Origin of the sequence: Streptomyces sp. HNM0575, assembly GCF_012726265.1 — a bacterium.
Classification (GTDB): domain Bacteria; phylum Actinomycetota; class Actinomycetes; order Streptomycetales; family Streptomycetaceae; genus Streptomyces.
Window position 1 is genome coordinate 767219 of the sequence record NZ_JAASAG010000003.1, and the last position, 20356, is coordinate 787574.

Below are 20356 nucleotides of genomic sequence, written 5' to 3' on the forward strand. Positions count from 1 at the left end.
GTGCCGCCGTACGGCCGAAAGCACGGTTCCGCCCCGCCACCTGCGGCTGCGCACCTTTCGCGGCCGTCCGGCCCCCGGTCTTCGGTGGGCCTCGGCGGACCCGGTGCGCCCGGCGTCCCACGGACCGCCACCCGGGGGAGTGGGAGCATGGTGGGCATGCGGAGAACTGGAGCGGAAGCGCCGCGGAGCCTCAGGAATCAGGGACAGCCGAGCCGGGCACAGGCGGACGCGGCCGGGCCGGAGGGAGCGGCGAAACCGGCGGGAGCGGCGAAACCGGCGAGTGCGGAACCGGCGGGTGCGGCGAACTCGGCGGGAGCGGCAGCGGTGCGGGCGGCGAGGACGGCGGCGGCCGGTGCGGCGGCGCTCGCCCTCGCGGTGACGCTCGCCGCATGCGGCGGTGATTCGCACGCGGCCAAGGCGCCGAGCGGTGGCCGGGCGTCCGGCGACGACGCCGCGCGCAAGACCGACCCGACCCGCGTCCCCGGTGTCGGCGACGCCCTGCACAAGGAGATCCCCGGAAAGTCCAGCCAGGTGGTGGCCGTCTACGGCGAGGGAAAGAACTCCGCCACGGCGACCGTGCGCCTCTTCAGCAAGAAGGGCGGGAAGTGGACCCGGGAGCGCAGCTGGCCGGCGCACAACGGACGCAGAGGCTGGACACGTGATCACCACGAGGACGACAAGCGCAGTCCCGTGGGCGTGTTCACGCTCACCGACGCGGGCGGGGTCAGCTCCGCGCCGGGCGCGAAGCTTCCGTACACCGCGAGCGCCGACTTCACCCCGCCCACGTACTGGCCGAAGCGCACCCGGCACGACTTCGACCACGTCATCGCCATCGACTACAACCGGGCCAAGGGCACCTCACCCCTCGATCCGACGCGGCCCCAGGGCCCTTCCAAGGGCGGGAGCATCTGGCTCCACCTGGATCACGGCAGCGGCACCTCCGGGTGCGTGAGCCTGCCGCGGGAGGGCATGGAGTATCTGCTGCGGACGCTGGACCCGGACAAGCATCCGGCCGTGGTCATGGGGGACCGGGCGGACCTGTCCCGGTAGCGGGCCCAGGGGAGCGGGCGCCGATCCTCGCGTGCGGCGTGCGGCTCCCCGACTCCCGCCCCGGAAAGGGGCGTTGACGGCCGCGACGGCCGACTCCGCGCGGCGGCAAGAGCTTTCAGAAAGTCGCTGGAAACGCTTGCGTCACCCCTTGACGTGCACACGAGTGCGACGGCAGGCTCCCTCCCGAACCCCCCACGGCGGCCTGGCGCGTGGCTGCCCTTCATCGGCACCTGTGTGTCCGACGACGAAGGAGCCGCACGATGATGACGAAGCGTCTGATCTGCGCGAGCACGGCCGCGGTCCTGGCGGCGGCAGGCATCACCGCCGTCACCGCATGGCCGTCCCAGGCCACGCCCCCCGGTGAGAAGACCGTGACGGCAACGCTGTTCGAGAGGCCGTTCGCCGACGTGGGCAAGGCGTGCACGGACACGCTGGGCCCCGCCGGCTACGGCTATGTCGAGGTCTCACCGGCGAGCGAGCACATCAAGGGCGACCAGTGGTGGACTTCGTATCAGCCCGTCAGCTACAAGATCGCCGGCCGGCTCGGTGACGCCGACGCGTTCAAGGGCATGGTCTCCGCCTGCCACGAGGCCGGGGTGAAGGTGATCGCCGACGCGGTGATCAACCACATGGCAGCCGACTCCGGCACGGGCACCGGCGGCACCCAGTACAGCAAGTACGACTACCAGGGCACCTACGGCGACTCTGACTTCCACGCCTGCCGCAAGGACATCTCCGACTACGGCGACCGGGAGAACGTGCAGACCTGCGAACTCGTCGGCCTGTCCGACCTCGACACCGGCAGCGACAAGGTGCGCTCCACCATCGCCGAATACCTGGACCGTCTGCGGGAGATGGGCGTCGACGGGTTCCGCATCGACGCCGCCAAGCACATGTCGGCCGACGACGTGAAAGCCGTCAAGGGCAAGATGGCCGACCCCGGCTTCTGGGTCTCGGAGGTGATCGCGGGCGACGATGAGGCCGTCCGGCCGGAGGAGTACACGGGCATCGGCGACGTGGACGAGTTCCGCTACGGCAAGCACCTCAAGAGCGCCCTCCAGAGCGGCGACGTCGGCAGCCTGAAGGACATCGCCGACGGGAAGCTGGACAGCGCGAACTCCCGTACGTTCGTGGACAACTGGGACACCGAGCGCAACGGCTCGACGCTCACGTACAAGGACGGCGATCTCTACAAGCTCGCCAACGCCTTCATGCTGGCCCATCCCTACGGTTCGCCGAACGTCTTCTCCGGCTACGAGTGGTCGGATGAGGACTCCGGCCCGCCCGACGGCGGCGACGGCTGGACCGGCATGCACGCCCAGCGCGAGATCACCGGCATGGTCGGCTTCCGCAACGCGGTCGGCGACGCCGAGCTGACCGACTGGTGGTCGGAGGGCACCGCCCTGTCCTTCGCGCGCAAGGGGAAGGGCTTCGTGGCGCTCAACGCCGGGGACGCCGCGACGAAGCGGACGTTCACGACGTCGCTGCCCGCCGGTACGTACTGCAACGTCGCGAAGGCCGCGCCCGACGAGTGCGACGGCAACACGGTAGAGGTCGGCGACGACGGCAAGGCCGAGGCGTCGGTCCCGGCGAAGGGCGTGCTGGCACTGCACGTGGGTGCCAAGTCGTAGGCCGCGCGGGGGCCGTGGCGCCGTGCCTGCCGTGCCCGGGGGAGTGGTGAACGGGCCGGCCCCCGGACCTACTCGGGACGCGTCGCCCGTTCCAGCTCGGTGAGCACCGAGCGGTAGCCGCGGCCGCCCGTCGCCTGGTCCATGCCGACCTCGCACATCCGGTTCGCCGACAGATACGCGTCGAAGTCCCGCGCGCCGACCTCGGCGGCCTCACGCGCGGCCGCGGAGGCGGTCAGCTCCTTGTGCAGCATGCCGCGGTCGCCCGCGAAGCCGCAGCAGCGCGCGTCCACGGGGACGACGACCTCCTCCGCGCACGCCTCCGCCACCGTACGCAACTGCTCGCTCCCGCCCAGGTGTTGCATGGAACAGGTCGGGTGGAGCACCGCCGAGCCCGTGCGCCTCTCCACCGTCAGCCGCGGCAGCAGCTCCTGCGCCGCCCACGCGACGGAGTCGACGACCGTCATCCGCTCGTGCAGCTTGCGGTTCGCGGCCGTCAGATACGGCACGACCTCCTCGCCGAGGCCCAGCGTGCAGGAGGAGGCGTCCACGACCAGCGGCAGTTCACCGCCGTCGGTCCAGCGCCAGGCGGCCTCCACGATCCGGTTGGCCATCAGGGCGTTCCCCGCCTCGTAGCCCTTGGAGTGCCAGATCGTCGCGCAGCAGGTGCCCGTGACGTCCTCCGGGATCCACACCGGCCGTCCCGCACGCGCCGAGACGATCACCATGGACTCGGGCAGCGAGGGGCCCTCGTATCCGTCCGGTTCGCCGAAGATCCGGTTCACGCACGCCGGGTAGTAGACGGCGGCAGCGCCGTGACGGTCCGTGGCGGGCAGCCGCTTCGCCGCCGCCGAGGGGAGCTGAGGCAGCCACTCCGGTACGAGATCGGGGCGTACGGCCTTGCGTGCCGCGCCCGTCAGCGACTCCAGCAGCCGCTCGCCGCGTCGCGGCATGACCTTGCGCCGCAGTCCGTCCGCGGCGGCCACCGCCAGCCTCGCCGACCTCTCCACGAGACGGAAGCGGCGGGCTGCGCGCTCGGCGTTGCGCTCCTCGCGCGGCGAGTGCCGCCGGTGACGGAAGTCCTTCATCATCGCGCCGGTGTCGATGCCGACGGGACACGCCAGGGCACACGTCGAGTCGCCGGCGCACGTGTCGACGGCGTCGTAGCCGTAGCTGGCCAGCAGGCTGTCGTTCACGGCGGACCCGGCGGGCTGGCGCAGCATCTCGCGGCGCAGCACGATGCGCTGGCGCGGTGTGGTCGTCAAGTCCCCGCTGGGGCAGGCCGGTTCGCAGAAGCCGCACTCGATGCAGGGATCCGCGACCGCCTCGACCTTCGGGATCGACTTCAGGCCGCGTAGATGGGCCTTCGGGTCGTGGTCCAGCAGTACGCGCGGAGCCAGCACCCCTTCCGGGTCGACGGTCTGCTTGATCCGCCACATCAGCTCGGTGGCACGCTCGCCCCACTCCAGCTTCAGGAAGGGAGCGATGTTGCGCCCGGTGGCGTGCTCGGCCTTGAGCGAACCGTCGAAGCGCTCGACGGTCAGCCGGCAGAAGTCGTCCATGAACGCGGCATAGCGCGCCACGTCCCCTTCCTTGGCGGCGTCGAACGCGAGCAGGAAGTGCAGATTGCCGTGGGCAGCGTGCCCGGCGACTGCGGCGTCGAAGCCGTGCCGCTCCTGGAGCGCCAGCAGCGACTCACAGGCCTCCGCGAGCCTGGAGGGCGGCACCGCGAAGTCCTCGGTGATCAGCGTCGTACCGGAGGGGCGGGAGCCGCCGACCGCGGAGACGAAGGCCTTGCGCGCCTTCCAGTAGAAGCCGATGGTCTTCGGGTCCCGTGTGAAGGCGTTCGTCACCGACGGTACGGGCGCGACGAGTTCGAGCTCAGCCAGCACCGCGGCGGCCTCCCGTTCCCTTTCCTCCTGCGCCTCCTCGTCCGGCGACCTGAACTCCACCAGCAGCGCCGCCGTCTCCTTCGGCAGCTCCGCCCAGTCCCGGGGTACGCCCGCGACGCTGACCGAGGCGCGCAGCGTGTTGCCGTCCATCAGCTCGACCGCCATGGCACCGGCCTCGTTGAAGCGGGGCACCGCGGCGGCGGCAGCGGCGAGCGAGGGGAAGAAGAGCAGCCCCGTCGACGTACGCCGGTGCAGCGGCAGCGTGTCGAAGACGACCTCGGAGATGAAGCCGAGCGTCCCCTCCGAACCGACGGCGAGCCCGCGCAGGATGCTCACCGGGGTGCTGGCGTCGAGGAAGGCGTCGAGGCGGTAGCCGTTGGTGTTCTTCAGCTCGTACTTCGCGCGGATGCGCGCCGTGAGCTCCGCGTCCGCCTCGATCTCCGCCTTCAGCGCCAACAGCCCCTCGCACAGGGCGGGTTCGGCGCGTGCCAGCTTCTCGTCGGCGTCCGGGTCGCCGGTGTCGACGACCGTGCCCGACGGCAGCACGAGGGTGAGGGAGGCGACGGTGCGATACGAGTTGCGGGTGGTGCCGGCCGTCATCCCGGAGGCGTTGTTGGCGACCACGCCGCCGACGGTGCAGGCGATGGCGCTCGCCGGGTCCGGGCCGATCAGCCTCCCGTACGGGGCGAGCGCGGCGTTGGCCCGCACCACCGTCGTACCCGGCCCGATGCGGGCACGGGCACCGTCCTCGCCGAGCACCTCCACGCCCGCCCAGTGCCGGCGCACGTCGACCAGGATGTCCTCGCCCTGCGCCTGCCCGTTCAGCGAGGTGCCCGCCGCGCGGAAGACGACCTGACGGCCGTGGGCGCGCGCGTAGGACAGCACTTTCGAGACGTCGTCCGCGTCCTCGGCGACCACGACGACCTGCGGCACGAAGCGGTACGGGCTGGCGTCGGAGGCGTAACGCACCAGGTCCGAGACCTTCCACAGCACCTTCTCCTCGCCCAGCAGCCGGGCCAGGCCGCCGCGCAGCGGCTGGGGCGTGCCGCCCGCCAGGCCCTCCGGGACGCGGTCGTGCGCGGGCACGTGACCGGCGTACGGGCGGGGCCGCAGCGCGCCGTGTCCTGGGTCGAGCAGCGGCATGTTCTCTCCTGGATGGACGCGTACGGACGGATGTGCGGCCCATGCTAGGGGGCCGGTCCCGGACAGCGGCCGGGGCCGGATCGGCCGTACGGGCACCCGCGGGCCGGCGCGTAGTCTCGAAGGACTGTGTGCATGCGGGTCCGGCCCGTCCTGGAAGCTCCGCCTCCGTGAGCCCGGTCCGGTACGGGCCGCCCGCAGACCCGGCACCCACCCCCGGCGAGAGGAGCCCGTTGCAACGCGACGACATCGACTGGAAGCGGCGCGCGGACGGCGACACCGCGGCTCAGCCGCCCCGTCAGGTGAGGCGCATCCTGCGCATCTTCCGCCCCTACCGGGGCCGGCTCGGCGTCGTCGGACTGCTGGTCGGCGCGTCCTCACTGGTGTCCGTCGCGTCGCCGTTCCTGCTCCGCGAGATCCTCGACGTCGCCATTCCCGACCGGCGCACCGGCCTGCTGAGCCTGCTCGCGCTCGGCCTGATCGGCATCGCCGTCATGAGCAGCGTCTTCAACGTGCTCCAGACGTATCTGTCCACCACCGTCGGGCAGCGCGTCATGCACGACCTGCGTACCGACGTCTACGCCAAGCTCCAGCGGATGCCGCTGGCGTTCTTCACCCGCACCCGCACCGGCGAGGTGCAGTCCCGCATCGCCAACGACATCGGCGGCATGCAGGCCACCGTCACCTCCACCGCGACCTCGCTCGTCTCCAACCTCACGGGCGTCGTCGCCGCGGTCGTCGCCATGCTCGCCCTGGACTGGCGGCTGACGGTCGCCTCGCTGCTGCTCCTGCCGCTCTTCGTCTGGGTCAGCCGCCGCGTCGGACGGGAGCGCAAGCGCATCACCACGCAGCGGCAGGCGCAGATGGCCGCGATGTCCGCCCTCGTCACCGAGTCGCTGTCCGTCAGCGGCATCCTGCTGGGACGCACGATGGGCCGCGCCGACTCCCTCACCCGGCACTTCGCGGACGAGTCGGAGCGGCTGGTGGAGCTGGAGGTCCGCTCCCACATGGCGGGCCGCTGGCGGATGTCCACTATCGGCATCGTCATGGGCGCCATCCCCGCGCTGCTGTACTGGACGGCCGGGATGCTCGTCCACTTCGGCGGGCCGGGCTTCTCCATCGGCACCCTCGTCGCCTTCGTCACCCTCCAGCAGGGGCTGCTGCGGCCCACGGTCTCCCTGCTGTCGACGGGCGTAGAGATGCAGACGTCGCTCGCCCTCTTCCAGCGCATCTTCGAATACCTCGATCTGCCCGTGGACATCGAGGAGCCCGCGCATCCCACCGGGCTGGAGCACGTACGGGGCGAAGTCCGCTTCGAGCACGTCGACTTCGCCTACGGCGGCGAGGACGCGCCCGCGACGCTGCACGGCATCGACCTCACCGTCCCCCGTGGCACCTCGCTCGCCGTCGTCGGGGCCACCGGCTCGGGGAAGACCACGCTCGGGCATCTCGTACCGCGCCTGTACGACGTCACCCGCGGCCGGGTCACCATAGACGGCGTCGACGTGCGCGATCTCGCCTTCGACACCCTCTCCCGGGCCGTCGGCGTCGTCTCGCAGGAGACGTACCTCTTCCACGCCTCCGTCGCCGACAACCTGCGGTTCGCCAAGCCCGACGCGACCCGCGAGGAACTGCGAGCCGCCACCCGCGCCGCCCAGATCCACGACCACATCGCGGCGCTGCCCGACGGCTACGACACCCTCGTCGGGGAGCGCGGCCACCGCTTCTCCGGCGGCGAGAAGCAGCGCCTCGCCCTCGCCCGCACGATCCTGCGCGACCCGCCCGTGCTGATCCTCGACGAGGCGACGAGCGCGCTCGACACCCGTACCGAACGCGACGTGCAGCGGGCCGTCGACGCGCTGTCCGCGGGCCGCACCACGATCACCATCGCCCACCGGCTCTCCACGGTCAGGGACGCCGACCAGATCGTCGTGCTCGACGGCGGACGCATCGCGGAGCGCGGCACCCACGCCCAACTCCTCGCGGCGGACGGGCGGTACGCGGCTCTCGTGCGGCGGGACGCCCGCGTCGCGGCCGCACCCGGCGGCGCACAGGACGGTACGGAGGCGCCCGCAACGGCTCGGGCCGGGTCCGCGCCCGCGCCCCCTCCCGCGCAGAGTGGCCCGCCGGCGGATCCGGCCGACGCACCCGTGCCCTGAGGGGCGCGCACGGCACGCAGGGCACGGCACGGCGCGCACTGCACGGGCCGCGCGATACCGCGACCGACCCCGCGACCGGCCGCCGTGACCACCGTCCCCGCCTCGGCCGCGGCGGGTTTCGTGAGCATGCATTCACACACGTGTGCCCACGTGAATTCTGGGGAGATGACGGCTCATGACGCAGCCCACCGATGCCGCGGGGCCCGCGAAGCAGACCGGCGAGGCCCGGCGCATGCGCTCGGGCCGCCAACTGCTCGCAGCCTCCGTAGGCAACGCCGTCGAGTGGTACGACTGGCTCGCCTACACCTTCCTCGCCACCTTCATCGCCGACGAGATCTTCCCCAAGGGCGCGGACGACTCCCTCGTCCCGCTGCTGGCGACGTTCGCCGTCTTCGCCGTCGGCTTCTTCATGCGCCCCATCGGCGGGCTGCTGCTCGGGGTCATCGCCGACCGCAGCGGACGTCGCGCCGCGCTGACAGCCACCATCCTGCTGATGGGCGGCAGCAGCCTCCTGCTGGCGCTCACCCCGACCTACGCCGCGGCCGGGCTGCTCGGCCCCGTCGTGCTCGTCGTCGCCCGGCTGCTCCAAGGGCTGTCCGTGGGCGGCGAGTTCGCCGCAGCCACCACCTTCCTCGTGGAGTCCGCGGGGCCGGGCCGGCGCGGGCTGTTCTCCAGCTTCCAGTACGTCTCGACCACCGTCGGGCAGCTCATCGCCTCCGGCGTCACCGCGCTGCTCGTGGCCCGTGTCGACGACGCGGCGATGCACCAGTGGGGCTGGCGCGCGGCCTTCGTCTTCGGGGCGGTGCTCAGCCTCGCCGGCTTCTGGATCAGGCGCAGCTCGCAGGAGACCCGCAGCGCCGAGCAGCAGGCCGGGCCGCGGCCCGGGCTCTTCGAGGCGCTCCGCACCCACCCGCGCGAGTCGCTGCTGATCTGCGGCATCACCACGGGCGCCACCATCGCCTACTACACCTGGACCTCGTACCTTCCGACGTACGCCCAGGTCAACGTCGGCTTCGACAAGGGCGATTCGCTCCTGATCGGCACCATCTCGCTGGCGTTCTTCGCCGTGCTGCAACCGCTGGGCGGCATGCTCTCCGACCGCGTCGGACGCAAGCCGCTGCTGCTCGTCTTCTCCGTGGGCTTCGCCGTGCTGTGCGTGCCGCTGCTGAACTCGATCACCAAGTCCTTCACCTCGCTGCTGCTCGTGCAGTGCGCGGGCATGATCCTGCTCACCGGCTACACGTCGATCGCCGCCGCGGTCAACGCAGAGGTCTTCCCCGCACGGGTACGCGCCTCGGGCATCGGCTTCCCGTACTCGGCGACGGTCGCCCTCTTCGGCGGCACCGCCCCGTACATGGGCACCCTCTTCAAGGACCTGGGCCGCCCCGGCGCCTTCCCCTGGTACGTGGCGGTGCTGTGCCTGATCTCCGCGGCGGTGTACGTGAAGCTCCCGGAAGGCGCGAAGAAGCCGCTGGAGCGATAGCGGCGCACCGCCGCGGGCGGGCGGCTGGTGCGGCCCCGTTCACACCTGGTGCGGCCCCGTTCACACCTGGTGCGGCCCGGTTCACACCGGGCCGTACACGGCGGTGCCCGCGCCCGTGACCAGCGCCCAATAGCGGTCGCCGTAGCTCCAATGCCACCACTCCGTCGGGTAGTTGACGAAGCCCGCACCGCGCATGGCCCGCGCCAGAAGACCGCGATTGCGGCGTGCGGTGCCGGACAGCCCCGGGGCGTCGAACGGACAGGACCGCTCGTCCCCCGTGCGATGGCCGTTGACCGGGCCGCCCATGTCCAGCTCGGTGCCGTCGGCGCCGGCGAGGGTCAGATCGACCGCCGCGCCCGCGCAGTGCGGCGCCACCTCCACGGGAGCGACGAACTCGCTTGCGAGGCGCCTGAGTTCGGCGGCGCCCGTGACGCCCTCCGCCCGCAGACGCTCCTGCCGTAGCGCGAACCGCCGTTCCTGTTCGGAGCGCGTGCGGTGCCCTTCCACCGCGAGCAGCCGGACGCCGTCGGGCAGCGAGTCCGATGCCGAGCACAGCCGGGAGAGGACACCGGCCCGGACCCGGCCGTACGCGCCCGTCGCGTCCCGCTCCCGGCCGTCCAGAGCCACGGAGGAGGCGGAGGCGATCTCGACCAGCGGCTCACCGCACTCGGCCACCGGCACGGAGGCCACCCGGGGATCGCCCAGCAGAATCACGGACCCCATGCCTCGCGAGCCTATGGCCCCCGGTGAACAGGGCGCAGCCGCACCCGCATTCGGCCCGGGACGAATCTCTGCCCATGGCGTGTCCGCCGTGCTGCGATACGCGCATGACCTCCTTCACCCGTGACGGGCACTCAGGTACCGGACCCGGAGACTTCACCCCCGACGGCTGCTCCGTGGAGCTGTACTCGCAGCTCTCCGGGAACGGCGAGACGGACATCGTCCTCGCCGCGCTGCCGCCCGGAGCGACCCTGCTCGAACTCGGGTCCGGCGCGGGCCGGATGACGCGCCCGCTGGTGGCCGGAGGGCTCCGCGTGACCGCCGTCGACGAATCCGAGGAGATGCTCGCCCGCGTCCGCCCCGCGGTGCCGACCGTGCACGCGGCCATCGAAGACCTCGACCTGGCGCGGCAGTTCGACGCTGTGCTGCTCGCCTCGTTCCTCGTCAACACCGCCGACGACGCGCACCGCGCGCGCCTGCTGCGCACCTGCGGCCGGCACACCGCGCCCGGTGGACACGTCCTTCTCCAGCGCCAGCGCGACGGTCTGCACGACAGCCTGCGCGCCGGGTCGAGCTGGAGCAGAGGCGAACTGACCGTCACCGTCGTCTCCATCGAGCCGCTGGACGGCGGCGTCGCCCGTACCTGCCTGGCCTACGAACTCGGCGGCCGCCGCTGGACGCAGACCTTCCACTCGCACGAGCTGCCGGAGCCGCGCTTCGAGGAGGACCTCGCCGAAGCCGGACTCGCCGTGGACGCCTATCTCACCGACGACCGCACCTGGGCACAGGCACGCCTCGTCCGCTGAGCGGCCCGCTGAACGAATCGCCGCCGAAGCCCCTTCTCGCGCAACGGATCGCCGCGCACGCGCAAGGATCCCCAGTTACCGGCCGTCGTCCACGCCTCGTAAGGTCTTGCGCCACAGCAGATCAACAACGAGGAGGCCGCTGCCGTGTTGGACCGGGACGCAGGCCCGCACACCCCGAAGACCCCGGAGGTGCGGCAGGGCGACGTCGGGCGGCTGATGCGCCGCAAGCCCGTGGAGGCGCTCGTCGCCGAGAGCGGCCACGGCGAGGGCGGTCAGCTGCGGCGCAGCCTCGGTCTGTGGCAGCTGACGATGATCAGCATCGGCGCGACCCTGGGCACCGGCATCTTCGTCGTACTCGGCGAGGCGGTGCCCGACGCCGGGCCCGCGGTGGTCGTCTCGTTCGTCATCGCGGGGTTGACCGCGCTGTTCTCGGCGCTGTCGTACGCGGAGCTGGCCGGCACCATCCCCGTCGCCGGCTCCTCCTACTCGTACGCCTACGCCACCATGGGCGAACTGGTCGCCTGGGTGTGCGGCTGGTGTCTGCTGCTGGAGTACGGGGTGTCGGTGGCCGCGGTCGCCGTCGGCTGGGGCCAGTACATCGACGAGTTGCTGCACGGCACGCTCGGCGTGAACCTTCCGCAGGCCCTCTCGGCGCCGCCCGGAGACGGCGGGTTCTTCAACGTGCCCGCGCTCCTCGTCGTGATGCTCGCCATGGCCTTCCTGATCGGCGGCGCCAAGGAGAGCGCACGCGCCAACACCGTGATGGTCGCGGTGAAGATCGTCGCGCTGCTGCTCTTCTGCGCCGTCGCCGCCACCGGCCTGCGCGCGGGCAACTACCAGCCGTTCATGCCGCTGGGCATGGCCGGAGTGAGCGCCGCCGGCGCCACCCTCTTCTTCTCCTACATCGGGTTCGACGCGGCGTCCACGGCGGGGGAGGAGGCGAAGGACCCGCAGCGGGACATGCCGCGCGCCATCCTGCTCTCGCTCGTGCTGGTCACCGCGCTGTACTGCCTGGTGGCGGCCGTGGCCGTCGGCGCAACGCCCTGGCAGCGGTTCGAGGGCAGCGAAGCGGCGCTCTCCGGCATCCTGCACAGCGTCACGGGGCAGAGCTTCTGGCCCACGCTGCTCGCTTTCGGAGCGGTCGTCGCCATCGCGTCGGTGGTGCTGACAGTGCTGTACGGGCAGACCCGCATCCTCTTCGCGATGTCGCGCGACGGCCTGGTGCCCGCCGTCTTCTCCAAGGTCGACCCGCGAAGCGGCAGCCCCCGCACCAACACCGTGATCGTCTCCGCGTTCTGCGGGATCCTCGCCGCGGCCATACCACTCGGGCGCCTCGCGGACGCCACCAGCATCGGCACGCTCTTCGCCTTCGCGCTCGTCAACATCGCCGTGATCGTGCTGCGCCGTACTCGCCCGGACATGCGGCGGACCTTCCGGGCGCCGCTCTCTCCGCTGTTCCCGCTCGTCGGGCTCGGACTGTGCCTGTGGATGATGTTCTCCCTTGACGCCATCACCTGGGAGGTGTTCGGCGTCTGGATGGCGGTGGGCGCTGTGGTGTACTTCGGGTACGGGATGCGGCGTTCACGCCTCCAGGCCGCGGGGAGCGAGCAGGCCGCTCCGACTCCCGTACCGGACGCGACGGACAAGCCCGAGCCCGCGAGCAGGGAAGAGTGACCGGCCCGCAGTGACCCTCGACGACCTCGACGAACGCATCGTCCACGTCCTCTCCGAGGACGCCCGGCGCTCCTATGCCGAGATCGGCGCCGAAGTGGGCCTCTCCGCGCCCGCCGTCAAACGCCGCGTGGACCGGCTGCGCGCGGAGGGCGTCATCACCGGGTTCACCGTGCGGGTCGATCCGGCGGCGCTCGGCTGGCGGACCGAGGGCTATATCGAGATGTACTGCCGCTCGAAGACGGGGCCCGAGGACATCCGCCGCGCCCTCGCGCGCTATCCGGAGGTCGCCTCCGCCTCCACGGTCACCGGGGAGGCGGACGCCATGGTGCAGGTCTTCGCCGCCGACATGCGCCACTTCGAGCAGGTGCTGGAACGCATCGCGGGCGAGCCCTTCGTGGAGCGTACGAAGTCGGTGCTGGTGCTCTCGCCGCTGCTGCGCCGCTACACGTCGGGTGCGCCGCGCTGACGGCCGGTGCCGACGGGCAGTGACGGGTCTTCCGTGACGGGCCTTCTGCAACGGAACTTCTGCAACGGGCTTCCGTCGGCGGGCCCCGGCCGCTCCGTCGAGCCGCGCCCCGGGTCCGGGCCCGGGGCACGGCTGCCGGCCCGCCGCGCAATGAATCTCCGTGAAGACGCCTGTTCACGCAATGGAACGCCCGTATATGCGCAATGGTTCAGCCTTGTCGCCCGGTGAGCGGTGACCGTACCGTCGAAGTGTTCCCTTGCACGCCCGTACGAGCGGGTCAGGGCCCTTGCCCGCCTCGCCTCGTACGCCCGAACACAGTCAGAGGTCTCATGCCGTCGCTCCGCCTCGCCCTCCAGCAGGGCCCCGCCGGTGTTCCCCGCACCGTCGAGGACGGTCTCGCCGCGCTGGACTCCGCCGCCCGCGAGGCCGCCGCCGGGGGCGCGCGGCTGCTCGTCACCCCCGAACTCTCCCTGACCGGCTATGCGTTGGGCGACGGATTGACCGGTCGCGCCGAGCCCGCCGACGGCCCGTCCGCCCGTGCCGTGGCAGGCATCGCCGCCGCTCACCGTATCGCCGTCGTCTACGGATATCCCGAACTCGACCCGGACAGCGGTGCGTTGTACAACTCCGCGGCCCTCATCGGACCGGACGGCACCGTGCTCGCCGGCTACCGCAAGACACATCTCTACGGCGGCTACGAGAAGCGCCGGTTCACGCCGGGAGACCGGCTGGTCGCACAGGCCGAGCTGGACGGGGTGTGCGTCGGTCTCCTGATCTGCTACGACGTGGAGTTCCCCGAGACCGTGCGCGCGCACGCCCTGGCGGGCACCGAACTGCTCGTGGTGCCGACGGCGTTGATGCGCCCGTACGACGTCGTCGCGGAGACCCTGGTACCGGCCCGTGCCTGGGAGAGCCAGCTCTACGTGGCGTACGCCGACCGCACGGGCCGCGAGGGGGAGTTCGACTTCGCGGGGCTCAGCTGCCTCGCCGCTCCCGACGGAAGCGTGCCGCTGCGCGCGGGCCGCGATGCGGCGCTGCTCCTCGGCGACGCCGACACCGGCCTGCTGCACAAGTCGAGGGCGCAGAACGGCTATCTCGCCGACCGCAGGCCCGGGCTCTACGCGGCCTGATCACCTGAACCTGAACCTGAACCCACCGGCCGTGTCCGCGGCCCGGATCCACGGCCCGAACAGACGGCCTTGACCGACGGCCCCAACCGACGACGGTGGGCCCCGCCCGAGGACCGAACCGACGGCCCAACCGACGGCCCTGCCACGGGAGTTCGGCAGTACGGCCTCGCCCCTTCCGACCTCAGCCCACCCGCAACGCGCCCACCCGCAACGCGCCCGCCCGCGCGGTCGCGCCCGCCCGTACCCCGGAGAGGAGAAGTACGCCGATGACGTCCACGGTGCCCACCGCCGTACACGAGGACCAGCAGCCCGCCGGTGCCGCAGGGAAGCCGCTGACCATGTCGGGTCCCGACTTCCCGTTCGCCTACGACGACTTCCTCGCCCACCCGGCCGGCCTGGGGTCCGTACCCGCCACCGAGCACGGCACGGAGGTCGCCGTCATCGGCGGCGGACTCTCCGGCATCGTCACCGCGTACGAGCTGATGAAGACCGGCCTCAAGCCCGTCGTCTACGAGGCCGACCGGATCGGCGGGCGGCTGCGCACCGACCGGTTCGAGGGCTGCGAGGGCGAACTGACCGCCGAGATGGGCGCCATGCGCTTCCCGCCGTCCTCCACCGCCTTCCAGCACTATGTCGAGCTGACCGGGCTGGAGACCCGGCCGTTCCCCAACCCCCTTGCCGCGGCGACCCCTTCGACGGTCGTCGACCTCAAGGGCCGCTCGCACTACGCCCGTACGCTCGAAGACCTGCCGCCCGTCTTCCATCAGGTCATGGACGCCTGGAACGCATGCCTGGAGGACGGGGCCGAATTCTCCGCCATGCAGCGGGCGTTGCGGGAACGCGACGTCCCGCGCATCCGCGAGATCTGGTCGCGGCTGGTGAAGAGGCTCGACAACCAGACCTTCTACGGGTTCCTGTGCGACTCGGAGGCCTTCGCCTCCTTCCGGCACCGCGAGATCTTCGGGCAGGTCGGCTTCGGCACGGGCGGCTGGGACACCGACTTCCCCAATTCCATCCTGGAGATCCTCCGCGTCGTCTACACGGGCGCGGACGACGACCACCGCAGCATCGTCGGCGGCAGCCGCCTGCTTCCGCTGCGGCTGTGGGAGGCGGAGCCGGACAAGCCGGTCCACTGGCCGGCCGGCACCTCCCTGGCCTCCCTCCACGAGGGGCGCACCCACCGCCCCGCCGTCACGAGGCTGCGCCGCACAGCGGGCAACCGCATCACCGTCACCGACGCCGGCGGCGACATCCGCACCTACCGCGCCGCGGTCTTCACGGCCCAGTCGTGGATGCTGCTCAGCAAGATCGACTGCGATGACGAGCTGCTTCCCATCGACCACTGGACCGCGGTCGAACGGACCCACTACATGGAGTCCTCGAAGCTGTTCGTGCCGGTGGACCGGCCGTTCTGGCTCGACGAGGCCGTCGACGACAGGGGCGAGCCGACCGGCCGCGACGTGATGAGCATGACGCTCACCGACCGGATGACGCGCGGCACCTATCTGCTGGACGACGGACCGGACCGGCCCGCCGTGATCTGCCTGTCGTACACGTGGTGCGACGACAGCCTCAAGTGGCTGCCGCTGGACGCGAATCAGCGCATGGAGGTGATGCTGAAGTCGCTCGGGGAGATTTACCCGGACGTCGACATCCGCAGCCACATCACGGGCAGTCCCCTCACGGTCTCCTGGGAGGACGAGCCGCACTTCATGGGGGCGTTCAAGGCCAACCTCCCCGGCCACTACCGCTACCAGCGGCGTCTGTTCACCCACTTCATGCAGGACGGCCTCCCCGAGGACAAGCGCGGCCTGTTCCTCGCGGGCGACGACGTCTCCTGGACCGCGGGCTGGGCGGAGGGCGCCGTGCAGACCGCGCTCAACGCCGTATGGGGAGTGCTGCACCACCTCGGCGGCGGCACCGACCCGTCCAACCCGGGGCCCGGCGACGTGTACGACGAGATCGCGCCGGTGCTGCTGCCGGAGGACTGACGGGGCCGGCGGGGACCGGCCACGCACCGGCCACGCACCGGCCGCGGACCCGCCGCGGACCGACGGCGGCCGTCGAGACGGCCCGTGCACCCGGGCCCCGCCACGGGGCCCGGGGTACGCCTCACATGCCCGCTTCGCGGACCGCTGCGTACAACTCCCGCCCGCCGTCGATCAGTTCACGCGCATCGCGTGTCCCGCTCTGGAGGTCGAGTATCACCTCGTCGACGCCCGCCGCCACGTCCTCGGCGAGGTCTTCGACGATCTGCTCCACGCTGCCCTGGTGCGGGCGGCGGTCGTCGCCCTCCGGCTTGTCGGTGATGCGCACGGCGCATCGGTGCACGATGGTGAGGGAGTCCGGGTCGCGCCCGTGCCGCTCGGCCAGCTCGCGGAGCGTGGCGCCGTTGCGCGCGATCGCGGAATGGGGCGTGAGGGAGGGCATCCAGCCGTCCGCGCGGCGCGCGATCCGTTCCAGCGTGCGGGAGTTGCCCGCCGCGAGCAGCACGGGGATCCGGCCGCCCGGCGGTTTGGGCCCGACGTCCGAGGGCGCCAGCCGGGTGCGGGACCCCTCGTATGCGGAGGGGCCGCTGCTCCACACCGTCTCGCACACGTCGAGCACCTCGTCCAGCAGCGCACCACGCCTGCCGAAGTCCGCGCCCGCGGCGGCGTATTCGTCGCGCGACCAGCCTGTGCCGAGTCCCGCGACGACGCGGCCCTCGCTCGCGGCGCTCAACGTGGCGAAGGCACGGGCCAGTTCGAACGGCACGTGCAGGGGCGCGACCAGAACCGACGTGCCCACACGGATCCTTGAGGTGACCGCCGCGGCCTGAGCGATGGTGACGAGCGGGTCGGCGACATGGCGGAAGGTCTCCGGCCAGGGGCGGCCCTCGACGCCGTACATCCCGTCGACCGGGTCCTCGGGGACGAGGGTGCGCTCCAGGACCCACAGACTGTCGAAGCCGCACTCCTCGGCCTCGCGGGCCACGGACATCACGTCGCGGCCCGGCACGTAGTGCTTCATCTGCGGCAGTCCCAGGCCCAGTCGCAGCGCCATTTCTCCTCCGTACGCTCGTGTGCGGTACGGGACTTCCCGCGTCCCGCTCTGCAAGAGTGCCCCTCTTCCCCGCCGGTGACCCCTCCCGTCACCGCAGCCACTCACGTCTTCCCGGGCCCCGTGCCGGGCGTTCACCGCGACCGCCGCCGAACACTGCGGCTAGCGTGTGGTCTTCGGCGGACCGCTACGCGACCGTGGGCCGCTATACGACCGGGGAGGTCCCGACATGACCAGTAAGTTCACCGAGCTTGCGATCGACTGTGCCGACCCCGGCCGTCTCGCCCGCTTCTGGTGCTCGGTCCTCGGCTACGAGGTCCAGGACGAGGACGAGGGAGTCGTCACCATCGGCTCGCCCGCGGTGCCCGAGGGCAAGGATCGACTCGGGCCGGTCCCGCCGACGTTGACGTTCGCGCCCGTTCCCGAGGGCAAGACCGTCAAGAACCGGCTGCACCTCGACGTCAATCCGGCCGACAGGGAGCAGGACGAAGAGGTCCGCCGCCTCCTCGACCTGGGCGCCCGGCACGCCGACGTCGGCCAGACCGGCCAGGACAGCTGGGTCTGTCTCACCGACCCGGAGGGGAACGAGTTCTGCGTCCTCGCGAGCCGCTGCCCCTGACCCCTGACCGCTGCCGCCCCTTTTGAGGGCCCTTGCCGGGTCCCCTCAGCCGCGACGGCACGCCAGGGGAGTCAGCAGACAGCGCCCGGTCATCCCGGCGGTCGTGTCCAGCCGCCGGGTGAACTCCCAAGCCAGCTCCGGCAGTTCACGCAGGCCCCACAGCGCGCGGAAGGCCATCCACGCACTCGCGCGGCCCATCTCCAGGCTCCAGGAACCCACGAGGTGAGTGAGCGGATCGGCGACGTCGAGTACGTCGGGGCCGGGCATCAGCTCTTCGCGGATGCGCTCCTCCAGCAGCGTCAGCAGATCCCCCACGCGCTCGAAGTCGCCCTCCAGCGCCTCTGGCCGGGCCCGCCGCGAGCGGCACGTGGCGAGCAGCGCCAGCGGCAGATCGTGGCCGACGTGCGCGTTGATCCCCGCCAGGGCGAACTGGAGCGGCCGTACGTACGGATGGGCCCGCAGCTGGAACAGCGGGCGCCAGCAGGCCGGCGGCTCGCTGCCCGCGCGCTCCGCGCCCACCGCCGCCAGATAGCGGCCCGCGAAGCGCACGCCCAGCTCCTCCGCCGAGCTGCGGTCCCTGAACCAGCCCGATTCGAGGCGCTGTTGGAACTCCAGCGTCACCGACAGATACACGCGGTTGAACACGGCGACGCCGTCGCCGCGCGGCAGCCCGGCCCCGATGCCGCGCATGCTCCGCACGACGGAGTGCAGCGCGCCGGGCGGAACCGGCCGCCGGGACGTACGGGGCGGATGCGGCGGGCCAGGGGCACGGGAGGGAAGCGGACGCCCCGGGTGCGTCTCAGGACCGCCGTCCCGCAGCGGCGTACGTTCGGCTGACGTCATGCGGGCAGCGTGGCAGCCCTGGTGGCGTGGGGTGGCGGACACGGCAGGCGGGGCGCCCGTACGGGGGACGTACGGGAGTCAGGGCGACGCCGGAGTCCTCCGCCGCAGACGCCCCGGCCACCGGCGTGCGTGGGTGTGGTGTGCCTCGGTCCCCGGCGGGAGACGCGCGCTCAGGGTGCCTCGGGGGAGGAGGCCGTGGCGCTCCCGGCCTGGGCGGGGGAGTCGTCCGGCTTCGGCGAAGCCGCCGGAGAGGTGGTGCGCGGCTCGGTGCGCAGCACCCCAGCACCCAGCACGAGCCCCAGCAGCAGCACGGTGACCAGTCCGAACGACACCGACAGCGACGTGGCCTCCGCGATCCAGCCGACCGCCGCGGGAGCCGCGAGGCCCGAGGCGTATGCGAGGGTCGCGACGCCCGCGATCTCCTGGCCTGGGGACGACGACGGAATGCGGCCCGCCGCCGCGAAGCACAGCGGCACCACCACCGCGACCCCGATGCCGATCAGCGCATAGCCCGTGATCGCCAGCGCCGGCGTACGGGCGATCACCACCAGCACCCCGCCGACGGCCGCCGTCAACCCGGAGGCCCGCACCGTGCGCACCGGTCCCAGCCGGCGCACCACCGCGTCACCGAGGAGGCGGGCGACGGCCATCGTGCACGCGAAGGCCGTGAACGCCGCGGCGGCCAGGCCCGGATCGGCGTCGGTCACATCGCGCAGGTAGATGGCCGACCAGTCCATCGAGGCGCCCTCGGCGAAGACCGCGAAGAAGCCCATGAGCCCGACCGTGAGGGCGGCGCGGCTCGGCAACGCGAAGCGAGGGGGCGCCTCGTCCGGCCCGCCGGGCGCCGCGGCGCCGCTCCCGGCCCCGGCCTCGTGCTCGCCGTCGCCCTTGCGGCCCTCGTCCCCGGTCCCGGCCCCGGCCCCGGCCCTGTCCCCGGTCCCAGCCTCGGACTGCCGTTCCGCCGCCTCGCCCGCCGCAGTGCCCTCCCGTACGTCCAGCGCCCAGCGCGAAGCGACGACCGCCACCGCCGCCAGCACCGGGGCCACGGTCCCCAGGTGGATCCTGCCGTCCAGTCCGGACTGTGCCGCGAGGGCGCCGCCCGCGCCGCCCAGCAGCGTGCCTACGCTCCACATGCCGTGCAGCCCGGACATCACCGAACGCCCGTATCGCTCCTCGATCAGCACGCCGTGCGCGTTCATCGCGACGTCCATCAGGCCGAGTCCGCAGCCGTACACGAAGAGGATCACGCACAGCCACACCAGGCCCGGCGAGAGCGCGGGCAGCACGAGACCGGCACAGCACATCACCGACAGCCACGCCAACGACCGGCGCGGGCCGTAGCGGTGGGCCAGCCTCGCGGAGAGCGGCATCGCCGCGGAGGCGCCGACGGTGAGGAAGACCAGCGCCATCCCCAGCCAGCCGTGGCCCAGTTCGAGATGTCCGCGGATCCACGGGATGGCCGTCGCGAAGCTGCCGCTCACCCCGCCGTGCACGGTGAAGACGACGGAGATCGCGCGCCGTGCCCGCCGGGTGGCGCCGTCGATGGCGGTCTGCTGCATGTACGGGATCCTCCGGCCTGTGTACGTCTTCTCCGGCGGCCGTCGGCCGCCGTCCCGGCTGTTCCGCCGCTGCCTTCCAGCAGCCTGCGCCCCCGCGCCGTACCCCTTCGGCCTGCGCGATCCGGGACACTGTACGGGGGGTCGTACG

General features: G+C 72.3%; 15 protein-coding genes. 10 read left to right on the forward strand and 5 right to left on the reverse strand.

The window, feature by feature from the left end; translation table 11 throughout:
* Positions 1-156 precede the first annotated feature (156 nt).
* Both HCC61_RS11305 and HCC61_RS11310 read left to right on the forward strand, forming a co-directional pair.
* Complete coding sequence (locus HCC61_RS11305; RefSeq protein WP_169135147.1) at positions 157-1050, forward strand: L,D-transpeptidase family protein; 894 nt, start codon at positions 157-159, stop codon at positions 1048-1050.
* A gap of 263 nt (positions 1051-1313) precedes the next feature.
* The gene (locus HCC61_RS11310) at positions 1314-2681 is read left to right on the forward strand and encodes an alpha-amylase family protein (protein ID WP_169135279.1); all 1368 of its coding nucleotides are present in this window, start codon (positions 1314-1316) and stop codon (positions 2679-2681) included.
* 68 nt (positions 2682-2749) lie between these two features.
* Here the strand turns inward: HCC61_RS11310 and HCC61_RS11315 are convergent, their stop codons facing one another.
* Positions 2750-5713: an FAD-binding and (Fe-S)-binding domain-containing protein gene (locus tag HCC61_RS11315; protein WP_169135148.1), complete on the reverse strand. Its 2964-nt coding sequence runs from the start codon at positions 5711-5713 to the stop codon at positions 2750-2752.
* Positions 5714-5958: 245 nt separating this feature from the next.
* On the opposite strand from HCC61_RS11315, the gene HCC61_RS11320 reads away from it, so the two are divergent.
* Entirely contained in the window at positions 5959-7869 is a 1911-nt protein-coding gene (locus HCC61_RS11320; protein WP_346777143.1) for an ABC transporter ATP-binding protein, read from the forward strand.
* 232 nt (positions 7870-8101) lie between these two features.
* A complete protein-coding gene (locus tag HCC61_RS11325; protein ID WP_240968921.1) occupies positions 8102-9352 on the forward strand; it encodes an MFS transporter in 1251 nt (416 codons plus the stop codon).
* 81 nt (positions 9353-9433) lie between these two features.
* Here HCC61_RS11325 and HCC61_RS11330 read toward each other — a convergent pair whose 3' ends face one another.
* The gene (locus HCC61_RS11330; RefSeq protein WP_169135151.1) at positions 9434-10075 is read right to left on the reverse strand and encodes a M15 family metallopeptidase; all 642 of its coding nucleotides are present in this window, start codon (positions 10073-10075) and stop codon (positions 9434-9436) included.
* A 104-nt stretch (positions 10076-10179) separates the two neighbouring features.
* On the opposite strand from HCC61_RS11330, the gene HCC61_RS11335 reads away from it, so the two are divergent.
* The 5 genes from HCC61_RS11335 (at position 10180) to HCC61_RS11355 (ending at position 16139) form a co-directional block, all read left to right on the forward strand.
* Positions 10180-10878 (forward strand): class I SAM-dependent methyltransferase, encoded by a 699-nt coding sequence (locus HCC61_RS11335; RefSeq protein ID WP_169135152.1) that lies wholly within the window; start codon positions 10180-10182, stop codon positions 10876-10878.
* Between the two features lie 144 nt (positions 10879-11022).
* On the forward strand, positions 11023-12552 hold the full coding sequence (locus HCC61_RS11340) for an amino acid permease (protein WP_169135153.1): 1530 nt from the start codon (positions 11023-11025) through the stop codon (positions 12550-12552).
* A gap of 10 nt (positions 12553-12562) precedes the next feature.
* Positions 12563-13018, forward strand: a complete 456-nt coding sequence (locus HCC61_RS11345) for an Lrp/AsnC family transcriptional regulator (RefSeq protein ID WP_169135154.1) — start codon at positions 12563-12565, stop codon at positions 13016-13018.
* 329 nt (positions 13019-13347) lie between these two features.
* Positions 13348-14148 (forward strand): carbon-nitrogen hydrolase family protein, encoded by an 801-nt coding sequence (locus HCC61_RS11350; protein WP_169135155.1) that lies wholly within the window; start codon positions 13348-13350, stop codon positions 14146-14148.
* 266 nt (positions 14149-14414) lie between these two features.
* Entirely contained in the window at positions 14415-16139 is a 1725-nt protein-coding gene (locus HCC61_RS11355; protein ID WP_169135156.1) for an NAD(P)/FAD-dependent oxidoreductase, read from the forward strand.
* A 121-nt stretch (positions 16140-16260) separates the two neighbouring features.
* Here HCC61_RS11355 and HCC61_RS11360 read toward each other — a convergent pair whose 3' ends face one another.
* The gene (locus HCC61_RS11360; RefSeq protein ID WP_169135157.1) at positions 16261-17190 is read right to left on the reverse strand and encodes an LLM class F420-dependent oxidoreductase; all 930 of its coding nucleotides are present in this window, start codon (positions 17188-17190) and stop codon (positions 16261-16263) included.
* A gap of 226 nt (positions 17191-17416) precedes the next feature.
* Here HCC61_RS11360 and HCC61_RS11365 point away from each other — a divergent pair, with 226 nt between their 5' ends.
* Positions 17417-17806, forward strand: a complete 390-nt coding sequence (locus tag HCC61_RS11365; protein WP_169135158.1) for a VOC family protein — start codon at positions 17417-17419, stop codon at positions 17804-17806.
* Between the two features lie 45 nt (positions 17807-17851).
* Here the strand turns inward: HCC61_RS11365 and HCC61_RS11370 are convergent, their stop codons facing one another.
* Both HCC61_RS11370 and HCC61_RS11375 read right to left on the reverse strand, forming a co-directional pair.
* On the reverse strand, positions 17852-18649 hold the full coding sequence (locus HCC61_RS11370) for a DUF5995 family protein (protein ID WP_277349036.1): 798 nt from the start codon (positions 18647-18649) through the stop codon (positions 17852-17854).
* Between the two features lie 170 nt (positions 18650-18819).
* Positions 18820-20208, reverse strand: a complete 1389-nt coding sequence (locus tag HCC61_RS11375) for an MFS transporter (protein WP_169135159.1) — start codon at positions 20206-20208, stop codon at positions 18820-18822.
* Positions 20209-20356 lie beyond the last annotated feature (148 nt).

Excerpts from the sequence above, each read along its gene's own strand:
- HCC61_RS11305 (WP_169135147.1), top strand. The coding sequence starts at position 157 with ATGCGGAGAACTGGAGCGGAAGCGCCGCGGAGCCTCAGGAATCAGGGA.
- HCC61_RS11310 (WP_169135279.1), top strand. The coding sequence starts at position 1,314 with ATGACGAAGCGTCTGATCTGCGCGAGCACGGCCGCGGTCCTGGCGGCG.
- HCC61_RS11315 (WP_169135148.1), bottom strand. The coding sequence starts at position 5,713 with ATGCCGCTGCTCGACCCAGGACACGGCGCGCTGCGGCCCCGCCCGTAC.
- HCC61_RS11325 (WP_240968921.1), top strand. The coding sequence starts at position 8,102 with ATGCGCTCGGGCCGCCAACTGCTCGCAGCCTCCGTAGGCAACGCCGTC.
- HCC61_RS11330 (WP_169135151.1), bottom strand. The coding sequence starts at position 10,075 with ATGGGGTCCGTGATTCTGCTGGGCGATCCCCGGGTGGCCTCCGTGCCG.
- HCC61_RS11335 (WP_169135152.1), top strand. The coding sequence starts at position 10,180 with ATGACCTCCTTCACCCGTGACGGGCACTCAGGTACCGGACCCGGAGAC.
- HCC61_RS11350 (WP_169135155.1), top strand. The coding sequence starts at position 13,348 with ATGCCGTCGCTCCGCCTCGCCCTCCAGCAGGGCCCCGCCGGTGTTCCC.
- HCC61_RS11355 (WP_169135156.1), top strand. The coding sequence starts at position 14,415 with ATGACGTCCACGGTGCCCACCGCCGTACACGAGGACCAGCAGCCCGCC.
- HCC61_RS11360 (WP_169135157.1), bottom strand. The coding sequence starts at position 17,190 with ATGGCGCTGCGACTGGGCCTGGGACTGCCGCAGATGAAGCACTACGTG.
- HCC61_RS11365 (WP_169135158.1), top strand. The coding sequence starts at position 17,417 with ATGACCAGTAAGTTCACCGAGCTTGCGATCGACTGTGCCGACCCCGGC.
- HCC61_RS11370 (WP_277349036.1), bottom strand. The coding sequence starts at position 18,649 with ATGACGTCAGCCGAACGTACGCCGCTGCGGGACGGCGGTCCTGAGACG.
- HCC61_RS11375 (WP_169135159.1), bottom strand. The coding sequence starts at position 20,208 with ATGCAGCAGACCGCCATCGACGGCGCCACCCGGCGGGCACGGCGCGCG.